The organism is Phycicoccus jejuensis (assembly GCF_000720925.1).
In the GTDB taxonomy this organism is placed as follows: Bacteria; Actinomycetota; Actinomycetes; order Actinomycetales; family Dermatophilaceae; genus Phycicoccus; species Phycicoccus jejuensis.
In genome coordinates this window covers 414,210-433,858 of the sequence record NZ_JOEE01000002.1, presented here as the reverse complement: position 1 = coordinate 433,858, position 19,649 = coordinate 414,210, and the positions used below count along the sequence as shown (strand labels likewise).

Annotated in this window: 22 protein-coding genes and 1 tRNA gene; 10 read left to right on the top strand and 13 right to left on the bottom strand. The window is 75.0% G+C overall.

Going from position 1 to position 19,649, the window contains the following annotated elements:
• Positions 1–8 precede the first annotated feature (8 nt).
• The 5 genes from IG69_RS0106005 to IG69_RS0105985 are packed head-to-tail and all read right to left on the bottom strand — an operon-like array spanning position 9 to position 5,626.
• Entirely contained in the window at positions 9–1,463 is a 1,455-nt protein-coding gene (locus IG69_RS0106005; protein WP_030527265.1) for a peptidoglycan D,D-transpeptidase FtsI family protein, read from the bottom strand.
• Entirely contained in the window at positions 1,460–2,842 is a 1,383-nt protein-coding gene (locus IG69_RS0106000; RefSeq protein ID WP_030527264.1) for an FtsW/RodA/SpoVE family cell cycle protein, read from the bottom strand. Before IG69_RS0106000 ends, IG69_RS0106005 begins: the two co-directional genes overlap by 4 nt.
• Positions 2,839–4,272 carry a PP2C family protein-serine/threonine phosphatase gene (locus IG69_RS0105995; RefSeq protein ID WP_030527263.1) on the bottom strand — a complete coding sequence of 478 codons (1,434 nt, stop codon included), beginning with the start codon at positions 4,270–4,272 and terminating at the stop codon, positions 2,839–2,841. The genes IG69_RS0106000 and IG69_RS0105995 overlap by 4 nt, the downstream gene beginning before the upstream one ends.
• A 3-nt stretch (positions 4,273–4,275) precedes the next feature.
• Positions 4,276–4,773, bottom strand: coding sequence for an FHA domain-containing protein FhaB/FipA (locus IG69_RS0105990; protein ID WP_030527262.1), 498 nt, complete (start codon positions 4,771–4,773; stop codon positions 4,276–4,278).
• Between the two features lie 10 nt (positions 4,774–4,783).
• Positions 4,784–5,626, bottom strand: coding sequence for an FHA domain-containing protein (locus IG69_RS0105985; protein WP_030527261.1), 843 nt, complete (start codon positions 5,624–5,626; stop codon positions 4,784–4,786).
• Between the two features lie 141 nt (positions 5,627–5,767).
• Here IG69_RS0105985 and IG69_RS0105980 point away from each other — a divergent pair, with 141 nt between their 5' ends.
• From IG69_RS0105980 to IG69_RS0105965, 3 genes are all read left to right on the top strand, one after another.
• Positions 5,768–6,754: a pirin family protein gene (locus IG69_RS0105980; protein WP_342666151.1), complete on the top strand. Its 987-nt coding sequence runs from the start codon at positions 5,768–5,770 to the stop codon at positions 6,752–6,754.
• A 75-nt stretch (positions 6,755–6,829) separates the two neighbouring features.
• Positions 6,830–6,912: transfer RNA gene (locus IG69_RS0105975), tRNA-Leu, on the top strand.
• Positions 6,913–7,153: 241 nt separating this feature from the next.
• The gene (locus IG69_RS0105965) at positions 7,154–7,528 is read left to right on the top strand and encodes a DoxX family protein (RefSeq protein ID WP_030527259.1); all 375 of its coding nucleotides are present in this window, start codon (positions 7,154–7,156) and stop codon (positions 7,526–7,528) included.
• A gap of 30 nt (positions 7,529–7,558) precedes the next feature.
• On the opposite strand, the gene IG69_RS0105960 is transcribed toward IG69_RS0105965, so the two are convergent.
• The 3 genes from IG69_RS0105960 to IG69_RS0105950 all read right to left on the bottom strand — a co-directional run bounded on the left by IG69_RS0105960 (position 7,559) and on the right by IG69_RS0105950 (position 10,802).
• Positions 7,559–8,752: a sterol desaturase family protein gene (locus IG69_RS0105960; RefSeq protein WP_030527258.1), complete on the bottom strand. Its 1,194-nt coding sequence runs from the start codon at positions 8,750–8,752 to the stop codon at positions 7,559–7,561.
• A gap of 62 nt (positions 8,753–8,814) precedes the next feature.
• A complete protein-coding gene (locus tag IG69_RS0105955) occupies positions 8,815–10,134 on the bottom strand; it encodes a DUF4232 domain-containing protein (RefSeq protein WP_030527257.1) in 1,320 nt (439 codons plus the stop codon).
• A gap of 143 nt (positions 10,135–10,277) precedes the next feature.
• A complete protein-coding gene (locus IG69_RS0105950; RefSeq protein WP_030527256.1) occupies positions 10,278–10,802 on the bottom strand; it encodes a hypothetical protein in 525 nt (174 codons plus the stop codon).
• Positions 10,803–10,933: 131 nt separating this feature from the next.
• On the opposite strand from IG69_RS0105950, the gene IG69_RS0105945 reads away from it, so the two are divergent.
• Complete coding sequence (locus IG69_RS0105945; RefSeq protein WP_030527255.1) at positions 10,934–11,386, top strand: DoxX family protein; 453 nt, start codon at positions 10,934–10,936, stop codon at positions 11,384–11,386.
• A 58-nt stretch (positions 11,387–11,444) separates the two neighbouring features.
• On the top strand, positions 11,445–12,878 hold the full coding sequence (locus IG69_RS0105940; RefSeq protein ID WP_051750266.1) for a DNA polymerase IV: 1,434 nt from the start codon (positions 11,445–11,447) through the stop codon (positions 12,876–12,878).
• 111 nt (positions 12,879–12,989) lie between these two features.
• On the opposite strand, the gene IG69_RS0105935 is transcribed toward IG69_RS0105940, so the two are convergent.
• Positions 12,990–13,259: a hypothetical protein gene (locus tag IG69_RS0105935; RefSeq protein ID WP_030527253.1), complete on the bottom strand. Its 270-nt coding sequence runs from the start codon at positions 13,257–13,259 to the stop codon at positions 12,990–12,992.
• A gap of 52 nt (positions 13,260–13,311) precedes the next feature.
• Between IG69_RS0105935 and IG69_RS0105930 the strand changes: the two genes are divergently transcribed.
• Positions 13,312–13,872: a hypothetical protein gene (locus IG69_RS0105930; RefSeq protein ID WP_030527252.1), complete on the top strand. Its 561-nt coding sequence runs from the start codon at positions 13,312–13,314 to the stop codon at positions 13,870–13,872.
• Positions 13,873–13,935: 63 nt separating this feature from the next.
• Positions 13,936–14,106, top strand: coding sequence for a CsbD family protein (locus IG69_RS0105925; RefSeq protein WP_030527251.1), 171 nt, complete (start codon positions 13,936–13,938; stop codon positions 14,104–14,106).
• A gap of 28 nt (positions 14,107–14,134) precedes the next feature.
• Here IG69_RS0105925 and IG69_RS0105920 read toward each other — a convergent pair whose 3' ends face one another.
• Positions 14,135–14,938 carry an alpha/beta fold hydrolase gene (locus IG69_RS0105920; protein ID WP_030527250.1) on the bottom strand — a complete coding sequence of 268 codons (804 nt, stop codon included), beginning with the start codon at positions 14,936–14,938 and terminating at the stop codon, positions 14,135–14,137.
• 50 nt (positions 14,939–14,988) lie between these two features.
• Here IG69_RS0105920 and IG69_RS0105915 point away from each other — a divergent pair, with 50 nt between their 5' ends.
• Complete coding sequence (locus IG69_RS0105915; RefSeq protein WP_051750265.1) at positions 14,989–16,299, top strand: condensation domain-containing protein; 1,311 nt, start codon at positions 14,989–14,991, stop codon at positions 16,297–16,299.
• Here IG69_RS0105915 and IG69_RS0105910 read toward each other — a convergent pair.
• Positions 16,296–16,955: a GNAT family N-acetyltransferase gene (locus IG69_RS0105910; protein WP_245616091.1), complete on the bottom strand. Its 660-nt coding sequence runs from the start codon at positions 16,953–16,955 to the stop codon at positions 16,296–16,298. The genes IG69_RS0105915 and IG69_RS0105910 overlap by 4 nt on opposite strands.
• A 268-nt stretch (positions 16,956–17,223) precedes the next feature.
• On the opposite strand from IG69_RS0105910, the gene IG69_RS20890 reads away from it, so the two are divergent.
• The gene (locus IG69_RS20890) at positions 17,224–17,475 is read left to right on the top strand and encodes a (2Fe-2S)-binding protein (RefSeq protein ID WP_051750264.1); all 252 of its coding nucleotides are present in this window, start codon (positions 17,224–17,226) and stop codon (positions 17,473–17,475) included.
• Entirely contained in the window at positions 17,462–17,956 is a 495-nt protein-coding gene (bfr, locus tag IG69_RS0105900; RefSeq protein ID WP_030527246.1) for a bacterioferritin, read from the top strand. Before IG69_RS20890 ends, bfr begins: the two co-directional genes overlap by 14 nt.
• 100 nt (positions 17,957–18,056) lie before the next feature.
• On the opposite strand, the gene IG69_RS0105895 is transcribed toward bfr, so the two are convergent.
• The gene (locus IG69_RS0105895) at positions 18,057–18,848 is read right to left on the bottom strand and encodes a 2-oxo acid dehydrogenase subunit E2 (protein WP_030527245.1); all 792 of its coding nucleotides are present in this window, start codon (positions 18,846–18,848) and stop codon (positions 18,057–18,059) included.
• On the bottom strand, positions 18,845–19,630 hold the full coding sequence (locus IG69_RS0105890) for an SDR family NAD(P)-dependent oxidoreductase (RefSeq protein WP_051750263.1): 786 nt from the start codon (positions 19,628–19,630) through the stop codon (positions 18,845–18,847). The genes IG69_RS0105895 and IG69_RS0105890 overlap by 4 nt, the downstream gene beginning before the upstream one ends.
• Between the last annotated feature and the right edge of the window lie 19 nt (positions 19,631–19,649).

Sequence of the window (19,649 nt, the reverse complement as noted above, 5' to 3'; positions counted from 1 at the left end):
TGCCTTCCTCATTCGCTCAGCCGTGCTTCCATCATCGCCTTCGCGATGGGTGCGGCGACCGCACCACCGCCGGTCTCGCTGTTGGCCGTCCCGCCGTCCTCGACGACGACCGCGACGGCGATCTTCGGGTCGTCCGCCGGGGCGAACGAGATGAACCAGGCGTGCGCGCGCCGGCCGGTGCCGTGCTCCGCGGTGCCGGTCTTGCCCGCCACCGACACGCCCTGGATCTGCGCCCGGGTGCCCGAGCCCTCCTGCACGACACCGATCATCATGTCCGTGAGGGTCGCGGCGACCTCGGGGGTCACGGCCTCGGACAGCTCGGTCGGGTCGGCCGACTCGATGACCGACAGGTCCGAGCCGATGACGGACTGCACGAGGTAGGGCTTCATGACGACGCCCTTGTTCGCGATGCCGGCCGCGACCATCGCCATCTGCATCGGGGTGACGCGGACGTCGTACTGGCCGATCGAGGCCTGCGCGAGCTGCGGCTCGTTCATCTCGGCGGGGACGCTGCTCGGCGTCACCCGCATCGGGACGGTCAGCGCGTCGCCGAAGCCGAACTTCGCGGCCTGCTCGCGCAGCGCGTCGGCGCCGATCTCCATGCCGGCCTCACCGAAGGCGGGGTTGCACGAGACGACGAGGGCCTGCTTGAGCGTGATCCGGCCGGACGGGCTGCACGGCACGTTGCCGTGGTTGGGCAGGTCGGTGTCGGTGAGCGGCAGGTCGAGGGAGGCGCCGCCGGGCAGCTCGGAGTCGGCCGTGTACTTGCCGCTGGTCAGCGCCGCGGCCGCGGTGACGACCTTGAAGACCGACCCGGGCGGGTAGAGGTCGCCGGCGATGGCGCGGTCGACGAGCGGCCGGCCGTCCGCCTTGAGCAGCGACTGGTAGTTGGCGTCGACCTTGCCGAGGTCGTGACCGGCCAGCGTGTTGGGGTCGAACGAGGGGTGGCTGACGAGCGCGAGGATCGCGCCGGTCTTGGGGTCGAGGGCCACCGCGGCGCCGCGCGCGTCGCCGATGCCGTCGGAGGCGGCCTTCTGGACGGCGGCGTCGAGCGTGGTCTCGACGGTGGCGCCCTGCGGCCGGCGTCCGGTGAAGAGGTCGGAGATGCGCCGGTAGAAGAGCTTGTCGCTCGAGCCCGACAGCAGCTCGTTCTCGGACTGCTCGAGCCCGCCGACCGCGCCGTAGAAGGAGTAGAAGCCGGTGACGTGCGCGAAGAGGTCGGCGTCGTCGTAGGTGCGCTGGAACTTGAACTCGTCGTCGGTCGGCACCGACTTCGCGATCGGGGTCTGCCCGACGAGGATCTCGCCGCGCTCGCGGGCGTACGTGGCGAGCAGCGTCCGGCGGTTGTCCGGGCGGCCGTTGAGGTCGGCCGCGAAGACGTACTGGATGAGCGTCGTCGAGACGAGCAGCGCCGCGAAGAGACCGGCGACGAGGAAGGAGAGGCGGCGGACGGGGGCGTTCACGACAGCTTCACCACCTCGGTGCGGGCCTCGCCGACCGCGCTCTGCGCGGACTCGTCGGGCAGCGGGCGGCGGGCGTGGTCCGAGATGCGCAGCAGGATGGCGAGCAACGTCCAGTTGGCGAGCAGCGAGGAGCCGCCCGAGGAGAGGAAGGGGGCCGTGAGACCGGTCAGCGGGATGACCCGCGTGACGCCGCCGACGACGACGAAGCACTGGAGGGCGAGCGAGAACGAGAGGCCGGCGGCGAGCAGCTTGCCGAAGCCGTCACGCGTGCCGAGCGAGGTGCGCAGGCCGCGCTCGACGAGCAGCGCGTAGAGCACGAGGATCGCGAAGAGCCCGACGAGCCCGAGCTCCTCGCCGAAGCTCGAGATGATGAAGTCCGACTCCGCGAGGTAGGTCAGGTCAGGGCGCCCGCGGCCGAGGCCGGTGCCGACCATCCCGCCGGCGGCCATCCCCATGAGGCCCTTGGCGAGCTGGTCGGAGGTCTGCAGCGCCTCGGGGCTGAAGGTGTGCAGCCACAGCAGGACCCGGACCTGGACGTGCGCGAACGCGAGGTAGGCGACGTACGCGCCGGCCCCGAAGAGCCCGAGGCCGATCGCGATCCACGACACCCGCTCGGTGGCGACGTAGAGCATCGCGACGAAGAGGCCGAAGAAGAGCAGCGACGAGCCGAGGTCGCGCTCGAAGACGAGCACGCTCAGGCTCGCGAGCCACGCGATGAGGATCGGCCCGAGGTCGCGGGCGCGCGGGAGCGTGAGGCCGAGGATCTTGCGGCCGGCGACCGACAGCGCGTCTCGCGTCTGCACGAGGTAGCCCGCGAAGAACACCGCGAGCGAGATCTTGGCGATCTCACCCGGCTGGAACGAGAACGGCCCCAGCCGGATCCAGATGCGCGAGCCGAACTCGGAGGTGCCGATGACCGGCAGCAGCGGCAGCAGCAGCAGCGAGAAGCCGGCGACCCCCGCGACGTAGGTGTACCGGCGCAGGATGCGGTGGTCGCGCAGCACGACGAGCACCGCGGCGGCGATCGCGACGGCCAGCGCGCTCCACATCAGCTGGCGCAGCGCCACCCCGTCGGCGATGTCGCGGCCGCGGGCGATGTCGACGCGGTGGATCATCACGAGGCCGAGTCCGTTGAGGAGCGTGACGATCGGCAGGAGCAGCGGGTCGGCGTACTTCGCCCGCCAGCGCAGCACGACGTGGAAGGCCAGCGACACACCGAGGTAGCCGAGCCCGAGCGCGGCGAGGCCGGGCGGCACCGTGCCGGTCGTGGCCAGGCCGAGGTTGACGTAGGCGAGCCCGACGATGCCGACCGCCCCGAGCACGAGGACGAGCTCGGTGGTGCGGCCGGAGCGCGGCGCGACGGACGAGACGGTGCTCATGCCGGCGGCGGGACGGTCGGGGTGGACGTGGTCGAGAGCGAGGGCAGGCCGCTGGACGACGCCGACGGGGACGCGGACGGCGACGGGGACGCGGACCCGGAGGGGGACGCCGACGGGGACGCCGACGGGGACGCGCTGGGGCTCGGCGGCGTCCATCCGGGCTGGACCGTGCGGCACTCGTCGCCCTGGCTGCGGGCGTAGCGGCACGCCTCGGCCTGCAGGCGCAGCTCGGTGACGCGTGCGTCGGCGTCGGCCCGGCTGCTCGCCTCGATGCCGGCCTCGATGTTCTGCTGGTAGGAGTCGGGCAGCTCGTCGACGGGGATGGTCGTCGCGTACTCCGGGGAGTGCAGCGAGATCGGGCCGAGGTCCTGGTCGACCCCGCGGAAGACCGTGACGACGCCGTCCTGCTCGCCGAGGTAGTACTGCTGCTGCGACCACGCGTAGGCCGCGTACGAGCCGCCGGCGACGACGACCGCGGCGACGACGAGGGCCGCGACGACGCGCAGCACCGTGCCGCGGCGGGTGCGCGGGCCCTCCTCGGCGAGGGTGACGCCGTCGTCGTCGGTGTCGTCGTCCCCGCCGGTGGCCGCCTTGCTCAGCGCGGCGGCCTTCTCGGCCGGAGTGACCGGCACCGGGCGCGTGCCGCGGCGGCGCTCGGCCGCGGCGCCGACGACCTGCGGCTGGGTGGGCGGGGCGTCGACCTTCGCGATGTCGACGAGGTCGCCGACGATGACGGTCACGTTGTCGGGGGCGCCGGCGCGCAGGGCGAGCCCGACGAGCCGCTCGGCGCACTCGCCGGGGTCGCGGGTCTCGCGCAGGACGTCGTCGACGGTCTCGCGCGCCACGTAGTCGGTGAGGCCGTCGGAGGCGATGAGGTAGCGGTCGCCGGCGCGGCCCTGGCGCACGACGAGGTCGGGCTCGTCCTCGTCGCTGCCGGTGAGCACGCGCGTGACGAGCGAGCGCTGCGGGTGGGTCTTCGCCTCGTCGGCGGTGATGCGTCCCTCGTCGACGAGGTTCTGCACGAACGAGTGGTCCTTGGTCACCTGCGTGACCTCGCCGTCGCGCAGCAGGAACGCGCGCGAGTCGCCGATGTGCGCCAACGCGATCCGGTCGCCGGTGCGCAGCATCGCGATGAGCGTCGTGCCCATCCCGTCCAGGCGCGGGTCGTCGTCGACGGCCGTCCCGATCTCGCGGTTGGCCTCGCGGATGCGGTCGAGCAGCGCCTGGCTCGCGTCCCGCCCGGACAACGACTCGCCGTCGAGGTCGACGAGGGCCGCGACGACCGTCGAGCTCGCGACGTCGCCGCCGGCGTGCCCGCCCATCCCGTCGGCCATCGCGAGGAGGTGGGGGCCGGCGTAGCCCGAGTCCTCGTTGTTGGACCGCACCATGCCGACGTCGGAGCGCGCCGCGTAGTGGAAGGCGAACGGCATCGGCTACCTCTGCAGCTCGAGCGTCGTCTGGCCGATTCGCAGCACGCTGCCGGCCGCGACCTCGCGCGGCTCGGTCAGGCGGGTCGCCCCGAGGTAGGTCCCGTTGGTGGAGCGCAGGTCCTCGACCATCCAGCGGCCGTCGTCGCCCTCGAAGATGCGGGCGTGCCGGCCGGACGCGTAGTCGTCGTCGAGGACGAGGGCGCACTCGGGGCTGCGGCCGATGAGCGTGCCCGAGGAGCGCAGCGGCAGCGTCGTGCCGGAGAGCGGGCCGGCGGTGACGACGAGGCGGGTCGGGCCCTTGGACGCCTTCGGCGGCCTGGGGGTGCGCTCGCGGCGCGGGGCGCGCGGGGCGGGGTTGCCCTTGGCCGGTGTCGTGCCCGCGCGCTTGCGGACGCGGGTGCCGTAGAGGTCGCCGCGCAGGACCCCGACGACCGCGAAGACGAACGCCCACAGGGCGACCAGCAGCCCGAGCCGGAGCACGGTGAGGGTCAGTTCGCTCAGCATCGCGGGGTCACCGCCGCCCGGCGCGGAAGGAGACGGAGGTGCGGCCGACGGTGACGCGGTCGCCGTCGGACAGGTGCGCGCTCGTGATGCGCTCGCCGTTGACGAACGTGCCGTTGGTCGAGCCGAGGTCGCGGATCGTCGTCACGAAGTGCGGGCCGTCGGTGGTCACGCGGAGCTCGCTGTGCCGGCGCGAGATGCCGGGGTCGTCGAGGATGATGTCGGCGCTGTCGTCGCGGCCGAGGATCGTCATCGCGCCCATGAGGGGGTAGCGCTCGCCGTCGACGTCGAGCCACGGACGGTCGGCCGGGTTGACGCGGCGCGGGCGGGCCGGCGGGGCCTGCTGCTCGTTCGGGCGGGTCGGGAGGTCGTCGGCCTCGGCGGCAGCGGGAGCCGGCGCGGCGGCGGCTGCTGCGGGCGTGGCGGGAGCGGCGGGCGGGGCCGGGGGGCGCTGGTGCTGGCCGGTGTGCCCCGTGGCGCGGGGGCGCGAGGCCTTGCTCGGGCGCAGCCGGAAGACCCCGGTCTCGAGGTCGTCGTGCTCCTCGAAGACGATGTCGAACGGCCCGGCGGGCTGGTAGTGCTGGCCGTCGCAGTGCTCCTCGGCGGCGGCGACGAGGTCCTCCTCGACGCTCTTGAGGTCGGGCTGGAGCCGGTCGAAGTCACCGGGGCTCAGCTCGATGACGAAGACGTTGGGGACGATCGCGCGCCCCGAGGAGGTGACGGCGCGGTCGTCCATCGCGCGGCGCATGTTGCTCGCGATCTCGACGGGGTGCACGGCCGAGCGCAGGTGCTTGGCGAAGGTGCCCTGGACGGCACGTTCGATGCCCGCCTCGAGGCGGTCGAGCAGTCCCACGGCGCACCTCCTCGTCGGTCACGGGCCGGCAGACGTCGCTCCAGCCTATCCGCCGGGGCTGGACGCTCCCTGAACGCGTGCGCCCGCGCGCGAGGCGCGTCGGGACGGTCGGCTGGCTAGCGTGGACCCATGGTGGACCGGGTGCAGACGCTGAGACCGCGCGAGGTGCCGCTCGGGGGGCCGCGCGCGATGACGGTGCGGCGCACCCTGCCGGCCAAGGAGCGCTCGTTCGTCGGGGCGTGGTGCTTCGCCGACCACTACGGGCCCGACGACGTCTCGGTCAGCGGCGGGATGGACGTCGCGCCGCACCCCCACTGCGGCCTCGCCACCGTCTCGTGGCTGTTCTCCGGCGAGGTCGAGCACCGCGACTCCCTCGGCACGGTCGCGGTCGTCCGTCCGGGCGAGGTCAACCTCATGACGGCCGGACGGGGCATCTCGCACTCGGAGGTGTCGACTGCCGGCACGCGCGTGCTGCACGGCGCACAGCTGTGGGTCGTGCTGCCGTCGGTCGCCGCGTCCGTCGAGCCGCGGTTCGAGCACCACGTGCCGGAGGCGGTGCATCCCGCGCCCGGGGTCGAGGCGCGCGTGTTCGTCGGGTCGCTCTGGGGTTCGCGCTCACCGGTGCGGGTCGAGACCGCGCTGCTCGGGGTCGAGGTCGTGCTCGAGGCCGGGGCCTCGGTGGCCCTGCCGGTGCCGGACGGGTTCGAGGTCGGGGTGCTCGTCGACCGTGGGTCGGTGGACTTCGCCGGTGCACCGGTGGCCGCGACCGAGCTGGGCGTCGTGGAGGCGGCCTCGGCGGACGGCGACGGGGTCAGGGACGGGCGGTCGCTCGTGCTGACGGCGGGGGGCGAGGGCGCCCGCGTCCTCGTCCTGGCCGGTGAGCCCTTCGGCGAGGAGATCGTCATGTGGTGGAACTTCGTCGGGCGCTCGCACGACGAGGTCGTCGCCGCCCGCGAGGCGTGGGAGGCCGGCGCCGACGGGTCGGCGGGCCGCTTCGGCCGGGTCGAGGGCTACGAGGGCGACGTGCCGCGCATCCCCGCGCCCGGCCTGCCCGGCGTGCGGCTGCGCTCGCGGGGCAACCGGGGCCGGCCCGCCCGCCCCGAGACCGAGGCCGAGCCGATGTCCTGAGCAGGCCGCTCCGGGGGTCGCTTTGGTCGATCGGGCATCCATCGGGCACACTGGGACGGCTCATCCGAGCACCACGCGCAAGTGGCGGAACGGCAGACGCGCTGTCTTCAGGTGGCAGTGTCCTTACGGGCGTGGGGGTTCAAATCCCCCCTTGCGCACAGCACGAGGACGACCCCGACCAGGTTCTGGTCGGGGTCGCGCTCGTTCCGGGGGCCAGGACCCGCCGCGAACGTGTGTGAGGCCCCCGCGGCGAGACCGACGTTCTTTACACACGTTCGTGGGATGACCGGGGCGGGGATCAGGGGTCGCCGAGGCCGGCGTCCCGGGCGACGAGCGCGGCCTGGACCCGGTTCGTCACGAGTTCACGCATGAACTGAAACCACCCCACTGGAGGTCCCCGTGAACATCGTGCTCTGGGTCGTCGCCGTCGTGCTCGCCCTCGCGTTCCTCGCCGCCGGCGCCATGAAGCTCTCCCGCCCGAAGGCGGGGCTCGCCGAGTCGGGCCTCGGCTGGGTCGAGGACTTCTCGGCCGGCGCCGTCAAGGGCATCGGCGTCGTCGAGGTGCTCGGCGCCCTCGGCCTCGTCCTGCCCGCCGTCACCGGCATCGCGCCGGTCCTCGTGCCGCTGGCGGCGACGGGGCTCGCGCTGACGATGGTGGGTGCCGCCGTCGTCCACGCCCGTCGCGGCGAGACGCCGATGATCGCCGTCAACGTCGTGCTGCTGCTCCTCGCGGCGTTCGTCGCCTGGGGCCGGTTCGGCTCGTACGCGTTCTGAGCCCGGCGCCGGCCCGCCCGGGGTGGTCGTTCAGGCGGCCACGGGGGCGGGCGGCGCGGGCTCCATCGCCGGGTCGCGCGCCGCGGCGAGGGCCCGGTGGCGTTCGTACGCCCACCCCGGGCCGCGCAGCAAGAACGACCACCGGTCACGCCAGGTCTGCGACCCCGCGACGTCGCGGGCGATGTCGCGCCACTCGTGGGTCGCGATGACCGCCGGGTCGTAGGTGTCGATGTTCTTCGTCAGCCCGTAGACGACCGGCTCGTCCTCCTCCTCGAACGTGCCGAACAGCTTGTCCCACACGATGAGGATGCTGCCGTGGTTGCGGTCGAGGTAGCGCGAGTTGGACCCGTGGTGGACCCGGTGGTGCGAGGGCGTGTTGAGGACCTTCTCGAGCCACCCGATGGAGCGGACCGCCTCGGTGTGGATCCAGAACTGGTAGATGAGGTTGAGCGCGCGGGCGTTCTCGATGACGCTCGGCCGCACCCCGGCGAGCGCGAGCAGGCCGTAGGGGACGCTCATCGTCACGCCCTCGGCGACGGGCTGCCGCAGCGCTGTCGAGAGGTTGTAGCGCTCGCTGCTGTGGTGCACGACGTGCATCGCCCAGAGCCAGCGGCTCTCGTGGTTGAAGCGGTGGTTCCAGTAGTAGATGGCGTCCCAGCCGAGCAGCGCGACCGTGTTGGCGAGCAGGCCGGTGCCGAGGTCGCGGCCGGTGCGGGCGAAAAGCTTCTCGCCGCTCGTCTGCGCCGACCAGGTCGTCGCCACCGTCAGCGCCGTCGACGCGACCGCGGCCACGGCCATCCCGCCGGTGACGCGGCGCAGGGCGGGGACGGACTCGGGGTCGGCGTCCGCAGTGGTGGTGCTCCGGCGGACCTGTCGGGCCTCCTCGGGGATGCTGCCCGCCGGCGGCAGGCCGCCCTCGTCCCGGTGCCGGCGTACGACGTCGAGGACGGTGGTGGCGGCGCTCGCGGCGACGGCGGTGCCCATCAGCCAGCGGGCGCCGCGGCCCTTCCCCGGCGTCACGGGGTCGAGGAGGCGCTTCGCGACGAACGGGGCGAGGAGGCTGCCGACGCCCATCGTCAGGCTCGCGACCGTGTCGGCGAGCTCGTAGTCGCCGGCGCGCGTCGTCCCGGCCGGGGCGGGGTGGCGCTTCTGCCACCAGTACTCGGCGGCCATCGCACCGACGAAGGCGGGGATGGCGAGGACGGTGAGGTCGGGCCGCTTCACCCGGCCACCGTACCGACCGGTAACCCGGTTGTCAGGAGGAGCGGACGGGGGCTTCACCACGCTCAGGGCGCGTCCCTGACCGCCACCCACCGGTCGGCCACGAGGACCTCGCCCGGACGGTCCGGGCCGGCGGTCGCGGTGGTGACGTCGACCGCCTCCCCCGGCGCGAGCAGCACGGGCGGTCCCTCGACCGCGTCCGGCACGCCGTCGGGCAGGGCGGAGACGCCGGGGACGAGCAGGCAGGGTGTGACGGCGGTCAGGTGGGCCCGCACCGACGGAGGGAGCGGCCGACCGGAGCCGGCGTCCGGGCGATCGCTCGTCACGGCGAGCTCCTCGGGCCGGCAGCGGGGCGCGACGTCCGGACGCACCGGGTCCTCCCCGCTCCCGGCTCCGTAGCCCCGGCGCTCCCACGGCGAGAGCGTGACCTCGGCGCCGGGGTCGACGGTCGGGACGCCGGTCCCCGCGGAGGGTGCGAGCCGGACCGGGAGGGGGTCGGGCCCGGCCGGCCCGAGGACCGAGAGCCGCTGGGCGGCGGCCCCGTCGATGCCCTGGACCGGTCGCCACGTGACGAGGGCGGAGGCCGACTCCCGGGGCGCGAGGACGACCTCGCCACGCGACGGGGTGGTGCGCAGGGGCACGTCCTCGCCGTCGCGGGTGAGCACCAGCCCAGTCGGTGCGGCGAGGCGGCACGCGAGGGGGCCGGTGTTGACCACGAGGAGGGGCACGGCGTCCACGCCCGTGAGGTGCTGCGGCGGGCCGAGGGCGAGGTCGAGGTCGTCGTCGGCGCAGGGGTCGGCCTCGCCCCGGGACGTGGGTCGCAGCGACGCGCCCGGACTCCCTCGCCGTGGTGGCGAACCGGTGACGAGCTCCCCCGCGTCCGGAGGGTCGAGGTCCAGGTGGGGGGCCGGGTCGTCGCCGACGGGCTGCACGGGCTCGGGGGTGACGCCGTCGGGGCAGCCGACCGGCTCCGCGGTGAAGGCCGTGCGGGAACGGTCGACGGACAGGCGGGCGCAGACGACGCGCCACGCACCGCCGTCGTCGACGAACGGGCCGCCTCCCGCGGTGCGGTGCCACACGACGACCGGGACCGCCCCGGCGGCGGCCCGTCCGCCCTCGCGCTCGCCGTAGGTCGCGTACTCGACCTGTCCCACGCCGCTGTCCGTGCGCTCCGGGTCGACGACGGAGGGCCGCGCCTCCCGGACGAGCGCCTCGACCTGCGCGCTGCTGCGGACCTCGAGCCCGGCGAGCGCATGGTCGAGCCCGTGCGTCAGGGTGTCGAGCGCGAGCCCGTCGATCGTGTGCGACACCGCTGCCGAGCACCCGGAGGTCGTCAGCAACGCGGCGACGACACCCGCGACCCACACCCCTCGCCCCCCGGTCATGACCTCATCGTGCAGGACGTCCGCGGCGAGGGTGTGACGCGAGCCGGCGGACGGTGCGGAGATCTCGTGGAGACCGCGCCGTCCCCTCGGCACGGACGGCCGGTCGGGCAGACGGCCTCGGGCAAGGTGCCCGTCGGCGTCGCTCAGCGCGTGGTCCGCTCCTCGCTGACCCTCGGACCCGGCCGAGGACGTCGGGGCCGCAGGGCGGCGTGCAGGGCGACCCCGAGCAGGACGAGGACGACGGCCAGCCCGGCGGCCCCCAGCGGCGGGGAGACCACGGTCGCGCCGGCCAGGGGGATGGCCGCGACGGCGCCCACCCCGACGGTGACGAAGACGGCGCGGTGCAGCAGCCACCAGACTCCGCGCTCGCGGTCGACGAGCCGCCGGCCCGCGTCCACGAGTCCACCGAGGACGAGGGCCGCCCCGGTCATCGCGAGCAGCGTCGGCGGACCCAGGGCGGCCCAGGCCTCTTGCTGGTGCTGCCCGAGGTCCTCCCGGGTGCAGGTGCCCGCGGCGAGGCACGACGGCTCGGCGAGGAAGAAGCCCCAGTAGACGTCGGCCCGCCATCCCAGGGAGAGCATCCACAGCAGACCACCGACGAGCACCAGCCACCCGACGACGGTCGTGTCGCGCGGCGGCGCCCCCTTCTCGTCCTCCCCCGGAACCATGCCCCCATCCTCACCGCCGGGTCGGTGCGTCCGTGGGTGCAACGGGCGCAGGACGGGTGGAGATCGCGTGGAGAACGATGCCACAGTCACCGACTCCCCCGTGGGGGCCGCCGACCCAACACACTGGGGGGATGACGCACCACGACGAGACCCCGACCCGCCGCGAGAAGACCGGCCGCGCCCTGCGCGCGCTGGGCAAGGTGGCTCTCGGCGCCGCTCTGGTCGGTGCCGGCACCGCGCACCTCACGAGCAAGCGCGAGGAGTTCCAGGCCCAGGTGCCCGAGTGGATGCCCTTCGACCCGGACGACGTCGTCGTGTGGTCGGGCTACGCCGAGATCGCCCTCGGGGCGGCGACGCTCCTCACGTGGCGCCAGCCGTCGCGTGCGCGGATGGGGCGGGTCGGCGCGCTGTTCTTCCTCGGGGTCTTCCCGGGCAACGTCGCGCAGTGGCTCGAGCGCAAGGACGGCTTCGGCCTCGACACCGACGAGAAGCGCCTGGCCCGGCTCGCCTTCCAGCCGGCGCTCATGGCGTGGGCGCTCTACGCCGGCGACTCCCGCCGCCAGAAGCGCCTCGCCCGGGGCTGAGCCCGCAGCCCTCACGGGCCGACCGGGCGGGGTCGGTGGGCGGAGGCAGACTGGGGGCGTGCGCGCGCGTCCGGTGATCCTCCACCTGGACCTCGACGCGTTCTTCACGGCCGTCGAGCAGCTCCACAAGCCGTCGCTGCGCGGCAAGCCGGTCGTCGTCGGCGGGGTCCGCGGTCGCGGCGTCGTGTCGACCGCGTCGTACGAGGCGCGCGTCTTCGGCATCCGCTCGGCGATGCCGACCGCCGAGGCCCGCCGCCGCTGCCCGAACGCCGCCTTCCTCAGCCCCCGCTTCGAGGCCTACCGCGACGCCTCGCACGCCGTGATGGACCTCGTCCGCGAGCTGACGCCCCTCGTCGAGCAGGTGTCCATCGACGAGGCCTACCTCGACCTCACCCCGCAGCACCCGCAGGCCGACGTCGGGCTGGTCGGCGAGCTGGTCGGGGGGCTGCGCGCCCGGATCCAGGCTCGGACCGGGCTCACCGCGTCGGTGGGCGCCGGCACGAGCAAGCTCGTCGCGAAGATCCACTCCGACCTCGCCAAGCCCGACGGCCAGATCGTCGTGCCGCCCGGCGAGGAGGCCGAGCGCCTGGCCCCGATGGCGGTGCGCGCCATCCCCGGGGTCGGCCCGGCGACGGCGGCGCGGCTGACGGCGCACGGCATCGCGACGGTGGGGCGGCTCGCCGCGCTCGACCTCGACGAGGTCGTCGCGCTGCTCGGCAAGGCGCACGGCACGCAGCTGCACGCGTTCGCGCGCGGCGAGGACGACCGCGAGGTCGTCACCGAGCGCGCGGCGAAGTCGGTGTCGGCCGAGTCGACCTTTGAGACCGACGTGACCGACCGGGTCCGGCTCGCGGAGCACGTGCGCCGGCTGACCGACCGGGTCGGCGAGCGGCTGCGCGCCGACGGGCTCTCGGGGCGGACCGTGGTCCTCAAGGCGCGACGCCACGACTTCAGCACGCTGACCCGCTCGACGACCCTCGACCAGCCGACCGACGCCGACGCGGTGGTCCTGCGGCAGGCGCTGCGCCTCCTCGACGGCCTCGACGTCGCGGACGGCCTGCGGCTGCTCGGCGTCGGCGTCTCGGGCCTCTCGCTCTACACGCAGCCGGACCTGCTCGACGGACTCCTCGACGACCGGCCGGGCCCGGTGCGCACGGGCACGGTCGAGGACGACGACGAGTTCGTCCGGCCGGACGCCGGCGGGGGCGCGCTGCCGGTCGAGGAGCCGGCGGGCCCGGGGGACGAGGCGCCGGCCGCGGACCAGCCGGCGCCGCGCTCGCCGTGGCGCCCGGGCCAGGACGTCGAGCACGTCGAGCACGGCCGGGGCTGGGTGCAGGGCAGCGGGGTCGGGCGGGTGACCGTCCGCTTCGAGGGTCCGAACACCGAGGTCGGCCGCATCCGGACCTTCGCCGAGGACGACCCCGACCTCACGCCGGCCGACCCGCCGGTCTGGCAGCCCGAGGACGCGGCCGACGAGGCCGCGGGCTCCTGACCCAGGGCGCGCGCGATGGCGTGAGACGTGGGGCGATCACCCCACGTCCGGCGCCAGGAACGGCACCACCGCCGGAGCCCGGACTCACGCCACCGGTCGCTCGGCGGCGTGTCAGACGATGACGTCGTCGATGGTGACCTCGACGGGCACGCCCTCCGGCGGCAGCGCGTCCGCGCCGAGCGTGTCGACGACCGCCCGCGCGACGGTCGACCGCACGGCGCTCGCGGCATCGGCGAGGACGGCGCCGTAGGTGGCGGTGACGTGGACGGCCACCGAGGTGCAGCGGTCCTCCTCGAGGCCGACGCGGATCTGGGTGGGCGTCACGCCGACGAGCGCGGACACGGCCTCGCGCAGGACACCGACGAGCACCCACTCGCGCACGACGAGGACGTCGTTGCGTCTCCGTCAAGGTCTCGACCCTGGGAGGCAAGCGATGACCCGTTCCGCGATGCGGCTCGACCGCAGCCTGACCCTCGTCGTCGGGCTGCTCCTCCTCGCCGGTGGCGTCGCCCTCGGCCTCTGGTGGGCGGGCGTGCTCGGCTCGGCCGACACCCTGGCCGTCCCCGCCGCCGGCTCGTGGGCCGCCGCCTCCTGGTGGACCTGGCTCGTCGCCGTCCTAGGTGTCCTGCTCGTCGTCGCCGGCCTGTCGTGGCTCTCGGCGCACCTGCAGCGCGTCGGCATCCGGGCCATCTCGCTGCCGGGCAGCGGTGAGGACGGGCGCCTGCGCCTGCGCCTCGGCGCCCTCGCCGACGTCGTCGCCGCCGCCGCGGAGTCCCGGCTGGCCACCGAGTCGGCCTCCGGCTCCGTGGGCTCCGGCACCGACGCCGGGGTCGTCGAGGTCACCGTCACGGCCCGCCACGACGCCTTGCTGACCGAGCTGCGCCGCGACCTCGCGGCCGTCGACGCCGAGGTGGCCACCGCCACCGGTGGTGCCGTCCCGGTCCGCTACCGCGTCAAGGTGCACCGGCCGCCGCGCAACGCGGCCACCACCTGACCCCCCCGGGTCATCCCGAACCACCCGTCCGACCCATCCACCACCACAGAGAGGAACACCACCATGGGTATCGCTGACAAGGCCAAGAACGCCGCTCAGGACCTCACCGGCAAGGCCAAGGAGGTCATCGGCGACGCCACGAACAACGAGCGTCTCGAGGCCGAGGGCAAGGCCGACCAGGCCGAGGCCAAGGCCACGAAGGCCGGCGAGAACATCAAGGACACCCTGTCCTGATCCTCGCCGCACCACACGGGAGGGCCCGTCACCGCAGGGGGTGACGGGCCCTCTCCGCGTGCGAGGCCACGTGGTCGGCGACGAGCCCGGGCCACGCCATGATCCCGTAGGGCGTGCGGGCGACGACGAGCCGGCTGTCGTCGACGAGCTCGTGCAGGAGGGCTGCCGTGCTCAGCGGATGCCCCGGGTCGTCGCTCCACGCGAGGACCAGGGTGGGCACGTCGATGCCGGTCAGGGCCTCGGCGGGCGGCAGGTCGGTGGAGGCCGCGCCGCGCAGGACGCTCGGCAGCAGGTGCTCGGGGACGGCCGGCTCGGTGAGCGGTGCGTCGGCGAGGGCGGGCGGTGGCCCCGTCGTGGCCGCCCGGGCGACGAACGCGGCGAGGCCCTCGCGCTCGACGAGCTCGGCGCTCGCGAGGTAGGCGGCCGCCTGGGCGCGCCGGGTGGTCCAGGCCGTCGGGGGCACGGCGAGGGTGAGGCTCGCGAAGCGGCCCGGGTCGCGCAGGGCGGCGTGCAGCAGCGTCGCCGTGCCCATCGACGGCCCGAGGCCGTGCACCGTCTCGCCGGGGGCGACGTGGTCCAGGAGCGCGAGGAGGTCCTCGGCGAGGTGGTGCCACGCGTAGGACGCAGGGTGCCGGTCGCCCGTCGAGCGGCCGTGTCCGCGTGCGTCGTAGCGCAGCACCCGGTGGTGGCGCAGGGCGCGGGCGAGGTCGAGGCCCATCCGCTCGTCCCGCTCGCGGCAGGAGGTGAGGCCGTGCAGCTGCACGACGAGCGGGCCGTCGTCACCGACGACGTCGTGGTCGAGCGTCGCGCCGTCGAGCTCGAACGTGGGCACAGCGCCTCCAGGGCGGTCCGTCGTCGGGGATGCGCCTAGAGTACGGCGGCATGCGCCTGACCAACGTCGCGCAGATGGCCCTCCCCGACGGGCGCGTCCGCAGCCTCGGCGTGGTCGTGCCGCCCTCGCGCGGACGGGCGCTGCCGGTCTCGTTCGACCAGGGGCGGCACGTCGGCGAGGGTGACCGGCCCGGGTCGTGGATGGCGGTCGCCGTCCGGCTGCCCTCGGCCATGGACTCGGACGCCCTCGCGGAGGCCTGGTGCGCCGTCGTCCGGCGGCACGGCACGTTGCGGACCGTGTTCTCGCAGAACCCGTCCGGAGAGGTCGAGCTGCACGAGGTCGACGTCGCGCCGGGGTCGTGGGTCGAGCACGCGCTGGACGGGCGACCGGCGCGCGAGGTGCTGCGGGAGGTCCTCGACGCGACCTGCCGCTCGTACTCGGTTCCGGCGCACCGCATCTGCCTCGTGGAGCCGCCGGATGGCTCGCGCCCGTCGCTCGTCGTCGCGGCCGAGCACGCCCACGTCGACATGTGGAGCCTCGTCGTGCTGGTCAGCGACCTGCTGGCCTGTCTCGACGACGTGGTCGCCGGTCGCCCCGTGGGCGCGGCGCTGCCCGAGGTGCCGGCCTTCGCCGAGCACACCGCAGCGCTCGCCGCCCGGCCCCCCGCGCCGGGTGAGGTGCGCCGCCGGTGGGCCGACGTGCTCGAGGCCGAGGGCGGGGTGATGCCCCTCTTCCCCCTCCCCCTCGGCGACGTCTCGAGCGCGCGCCCGGAGGTCGTCGAGGTGCGTGACGTGCTCGACGCCGAGGAGGTCGAGCGGCTGACCGTCCGGGCCCGGGCGGACGGGGTGCGGCTGGTCGCGATGGCGACGTCGGCCCTCACCCGCGCCTCGCGCGCCCTCGCCGGCCGCCCGCTGCGGGCGGTCTTCCCCGTCCACAGCCGCTACGAGCCGCGCTGGCACGACGCGTGTGGGTGGTTCATCACCAACGCGGTGCTCGAGTCCTTCGACCCCGAGCCGGCCGCGTGTGCCACGGCGGTGCGCGAGGCGCTCTCGCTCGGGTCCTGGCCGCTCGCCCCCATCCTCGCGCCGTGGGGCGGGATGCCGCAGGCGCCGGGGATGTTCGCCGTCTCGTGGCTCGACACCCGCCGGCTGCCGGTGGAGCTCGACCCGGCCCTGGAGCTGCAGTACGTCTCGGCGCGGATCCGCACCGACGGCGTGATGGTGTGGCTCGTCGTCAACGGGTCGGGCCTGCACCTGCGCTGCCGCTACCCGGACACGCCGGAGGCGCGCGAGCACGTCGGCCGGTGGCTCGACGCCGTCGAGGAGGGGCTGCGCGCCGACGTCGGTGGGCCGGTGGCCTAGGTCGTCGTCCCCGTCGACCCCGTCGACCCCGTCGGCCGGGGCAGGGTCGTGCCGAGCAGGGTGACGCCCTCGTCGCCGCCGAGCGGCTGCAGCCCCAGGCGGCGGTAGAAGGCGATGGCCCCGGGGTTGCGGGGGTCGACGCCGAGGTGCAGCCCGGCGACCCCGTCGGCGGCGAGCTCGTCGAGCACCGCCTTGACGAGCCGGCGCCCCCATCCACCGCCCTGGAGCCGGGGCAGCAGGTCGACGTGCAGGTGGGCCGGGTGCGTCGCGAGCAGCGCGGGGTCGGTGCGCGGGCCGGCGTGGATGCGCTCGACGACCGCGGCGTCCGCCGGGGTCGTGCCGCTGCCGCGGGGGTGGCGCGCGCGCAGGGCCGGCCACCACTGGTTCTCGAGCCAGTCCTCGAAGGCGGCGGTGTCGGCGGCCGCGACGCAGTAGCCGGCGACCCCGAGCTCGTCCGCGACGACGAGCGCGAGGCATCCGGGGCCGTGGAGGTAGGGCTGCGCCCACACCTCGCCGAGCACGTCGGGGTCGGCGTGCAGGGCGGTGGCGTCACGGCCCGCCGCACCGGTGCGCAGGCAGACGCGGCGCAGGTCGGCGGCGTCGGCCGGGGTGGCGCGACGCATCCGCGGGGCGGGGGGCGGGGTCGGCGGCGTCACCCGTCCACGGTAGGTCGCCCGCGCACCGACCCGCCCCACCGCCCGGGGTCGAGGGCGCACGCGGTAGCCCCGGCGACCGCCAGCGCACTCGACCCGAGAGGGAGAGGAGCGCAGGGGGAGTCGAGGGCGCAGGTGGCAGCCCCGGCGACCACTTGCGCACTCGACCGGGGAAGGGGTCGCCCACGAGACTCTTAGGTAAGCCTCACCTTCGTGTGGTTAGGTGTACCTCACCACGGGAGGTCCGTGGGTCCGAGCGCGAGGAGCAGCGGTGATCATCTGCCAGTGCCGCGTCGTCAGCGACACCGCCGTGCACGCCGCGGTCGAGGCGGGCGCCACGACCCTCGCCGAGGTCTGCCGCACGACCGGCGCGGGCACCGACTGCGGCGGCTGCGTCTTCACGGTCAAGGCCCTCGTCTGCGAGCATGACGTGCTCACGGCCCGCACGATGGACGACCTGCAGCACCTGACCGTCGGCCGGGCCACGACCCCCGACCAGGAGGACCTCCGTGCAGCCAGTTGACCGCCGGGTCGTCGACCTCTTCAACGAGGCGCTGACCTTCGAGCTCACCGTCACGAACACCTACTTCCTCCACGCGCGGATGCTCGACAACTGGGGGTTCACCAAGCTCGGCAAGGTCTTCTACGACCTGTCCATCGACGAGATGAAGGACGCCGACGCCCTCATCAACCGGATCCTCTTCTTCGAGGGGCACCCCAACGTCCAGAAGCTCGGGGCCATCCGGGTCGGCGAGACCGCGGAGGAGATGCTGCGTCTCGCGCACGCCTCCGAGCTCGAGGCCATCGCGCAGTTCAACGCGGCGGCCAAGGAGTGCCACGCCCTCGGCGACCACGGCTCGGCCTCGATCTTCGAGGAGATGGTGCGCGACGAGGAGCGGCACGCCGACTTCTTCGAGTCGCAGCTCGAGGCGATCGAGCGGATCAGCATCCAGCAGTACCTCGCCCAGCACATGGAGGCGGGCACCGGGCCGACGCCCGAGTGACCCCACCCCGTCGCTCGACCTCCCACTGATTGCGAGTTCCGCCGGTCGACACGCGTCGGACCGGCGTGTCGAGCGGGTCAACTGGCAAGAAGTCGGGGGGTCAGGCGGGGGTGTCCATCCGGTCGGGATGGGTGAGCAGCTCGACGACGATCGACTGCAGCCGGCCGGCGTGCGCGCCGTCGACGACCCGGTGGTCGGCCGTCGCGACGAGCACGGCGACCGGCCTGACCTCGACCCGGCCCCCGACCGCCACCGGGCGCTGGCGCACCGCCCCGATGGACAGGTAGACCGGCGTGCGGGCGAAGGGGGCCGGCGCGAGGTAGGCCTCGTCGAGCCCGAGCGGTCCGACGTTGGAGACGAAGCCGGTGCCGAGCGGCCGCCCGGGCTGGCCGAACGCGGGCAGACCCAGCCCCCCGACCAGCAGGCTCGCCGTGGCCATGACCGGCCGCATGACGAACCACGGGGCGATGCGCACGAGGCCGTTGGTGCGGCGGTGGTGGCGGTCCTGCCGCCCCCGGACCGCGGCCACGGCGTCGTGCACGCGGGTCGCGATCTCGACGGGGGTCAGCCGGTCCGCCTGCTCGACGCGCACCGGTGCGAGGTCGACGCCCTCCTCGATGTCGACGGCGAAGGCGATCGTGCAGTCCTCGATGGGGTGCAGCCGCCCGAGCACGACGCGCGCCCGGGCTTCCGGGACGGCCCGCAGTCCCCGCGCCAGCGCGGCGCCGACGAGGTGGGTCAGGGTGACCCGCACGCCGGTGCTCGCGCGCAGGCGCGAGAGGTGCGCCAGCGCGGCGCTCACGTCGACCTCGACGCGGGCCTGGATGCGTCCCTCGACCGGCGGGCGCCACGTGGCGACGGCGATCTTGCGGCGGACCGAGCGGTGGCTCATCCGCGGATCCCGGTGAGCGCGAGCCGGACCGCGAGGCCCGGGGCGGCGGCGAGCGCGGCGAAGGGCGCTGCGCGCCGGGGCAGCCGGACGTGCGGCCGTCCGGCCTCGACGGCGTCGAGCAGCGCCTCGGCGGTCGCGGCGGGGTCGAGGTCCCGCAGCACGCGCAACCGCCGGGCCCGGGCGAACGCCGCCTCGGCCGGAGCATGTCGACGGGCCCGGTCCATCATCGAGGAGTCGACCGGCCCGAGCTCGGCGACGGTGCTGCCGATGCCCGAGCCGCGCAGCTCCAGCCGCAGGCCGGCGGCCGCCCGGGTGAGACCCGCCTTGGTCGCGCCGTAGGGCCCGAGGCCGGGGAAGGTCGCGACCCCGGCGAGCGAGGAGACCCAGAGGAGGTGGCCGCGGCGGCGGGCGCGCATCCCGGGGAGGGCCAGGCGGGTCAGCTCGAGCGGGGCGCGCAGGTTGAGGGCGATCGCGGCGGCGAGGGACGAGGCGTCGAGGTCGTCGAGGCGGCCGACGAGCTCGACCGCGGCGTTGTGCACGAGGACGTCGGGCGGGCCGTGGGCCGAGTGGGCGGCGGCGAGCAGCTCGGCGGGGCCGCCGGGGGTCGCGAGGTCGACGGGCACGGGGTGGGCGCCGGTGCGCGACGCGAGGTCGCCCAGCGCGTCGCGGCTGCGCGCGGTGACGGTGACGCGGGCGCCGCGCGCGGCGAGACCGTCGGCCAGGCGGGTACCGATCGTCCCGGTGGCCCCGGTCAGGAGGACGTGGGCCCCGTGGAGTCGCATCTGCCCAGTCTCCGTGACG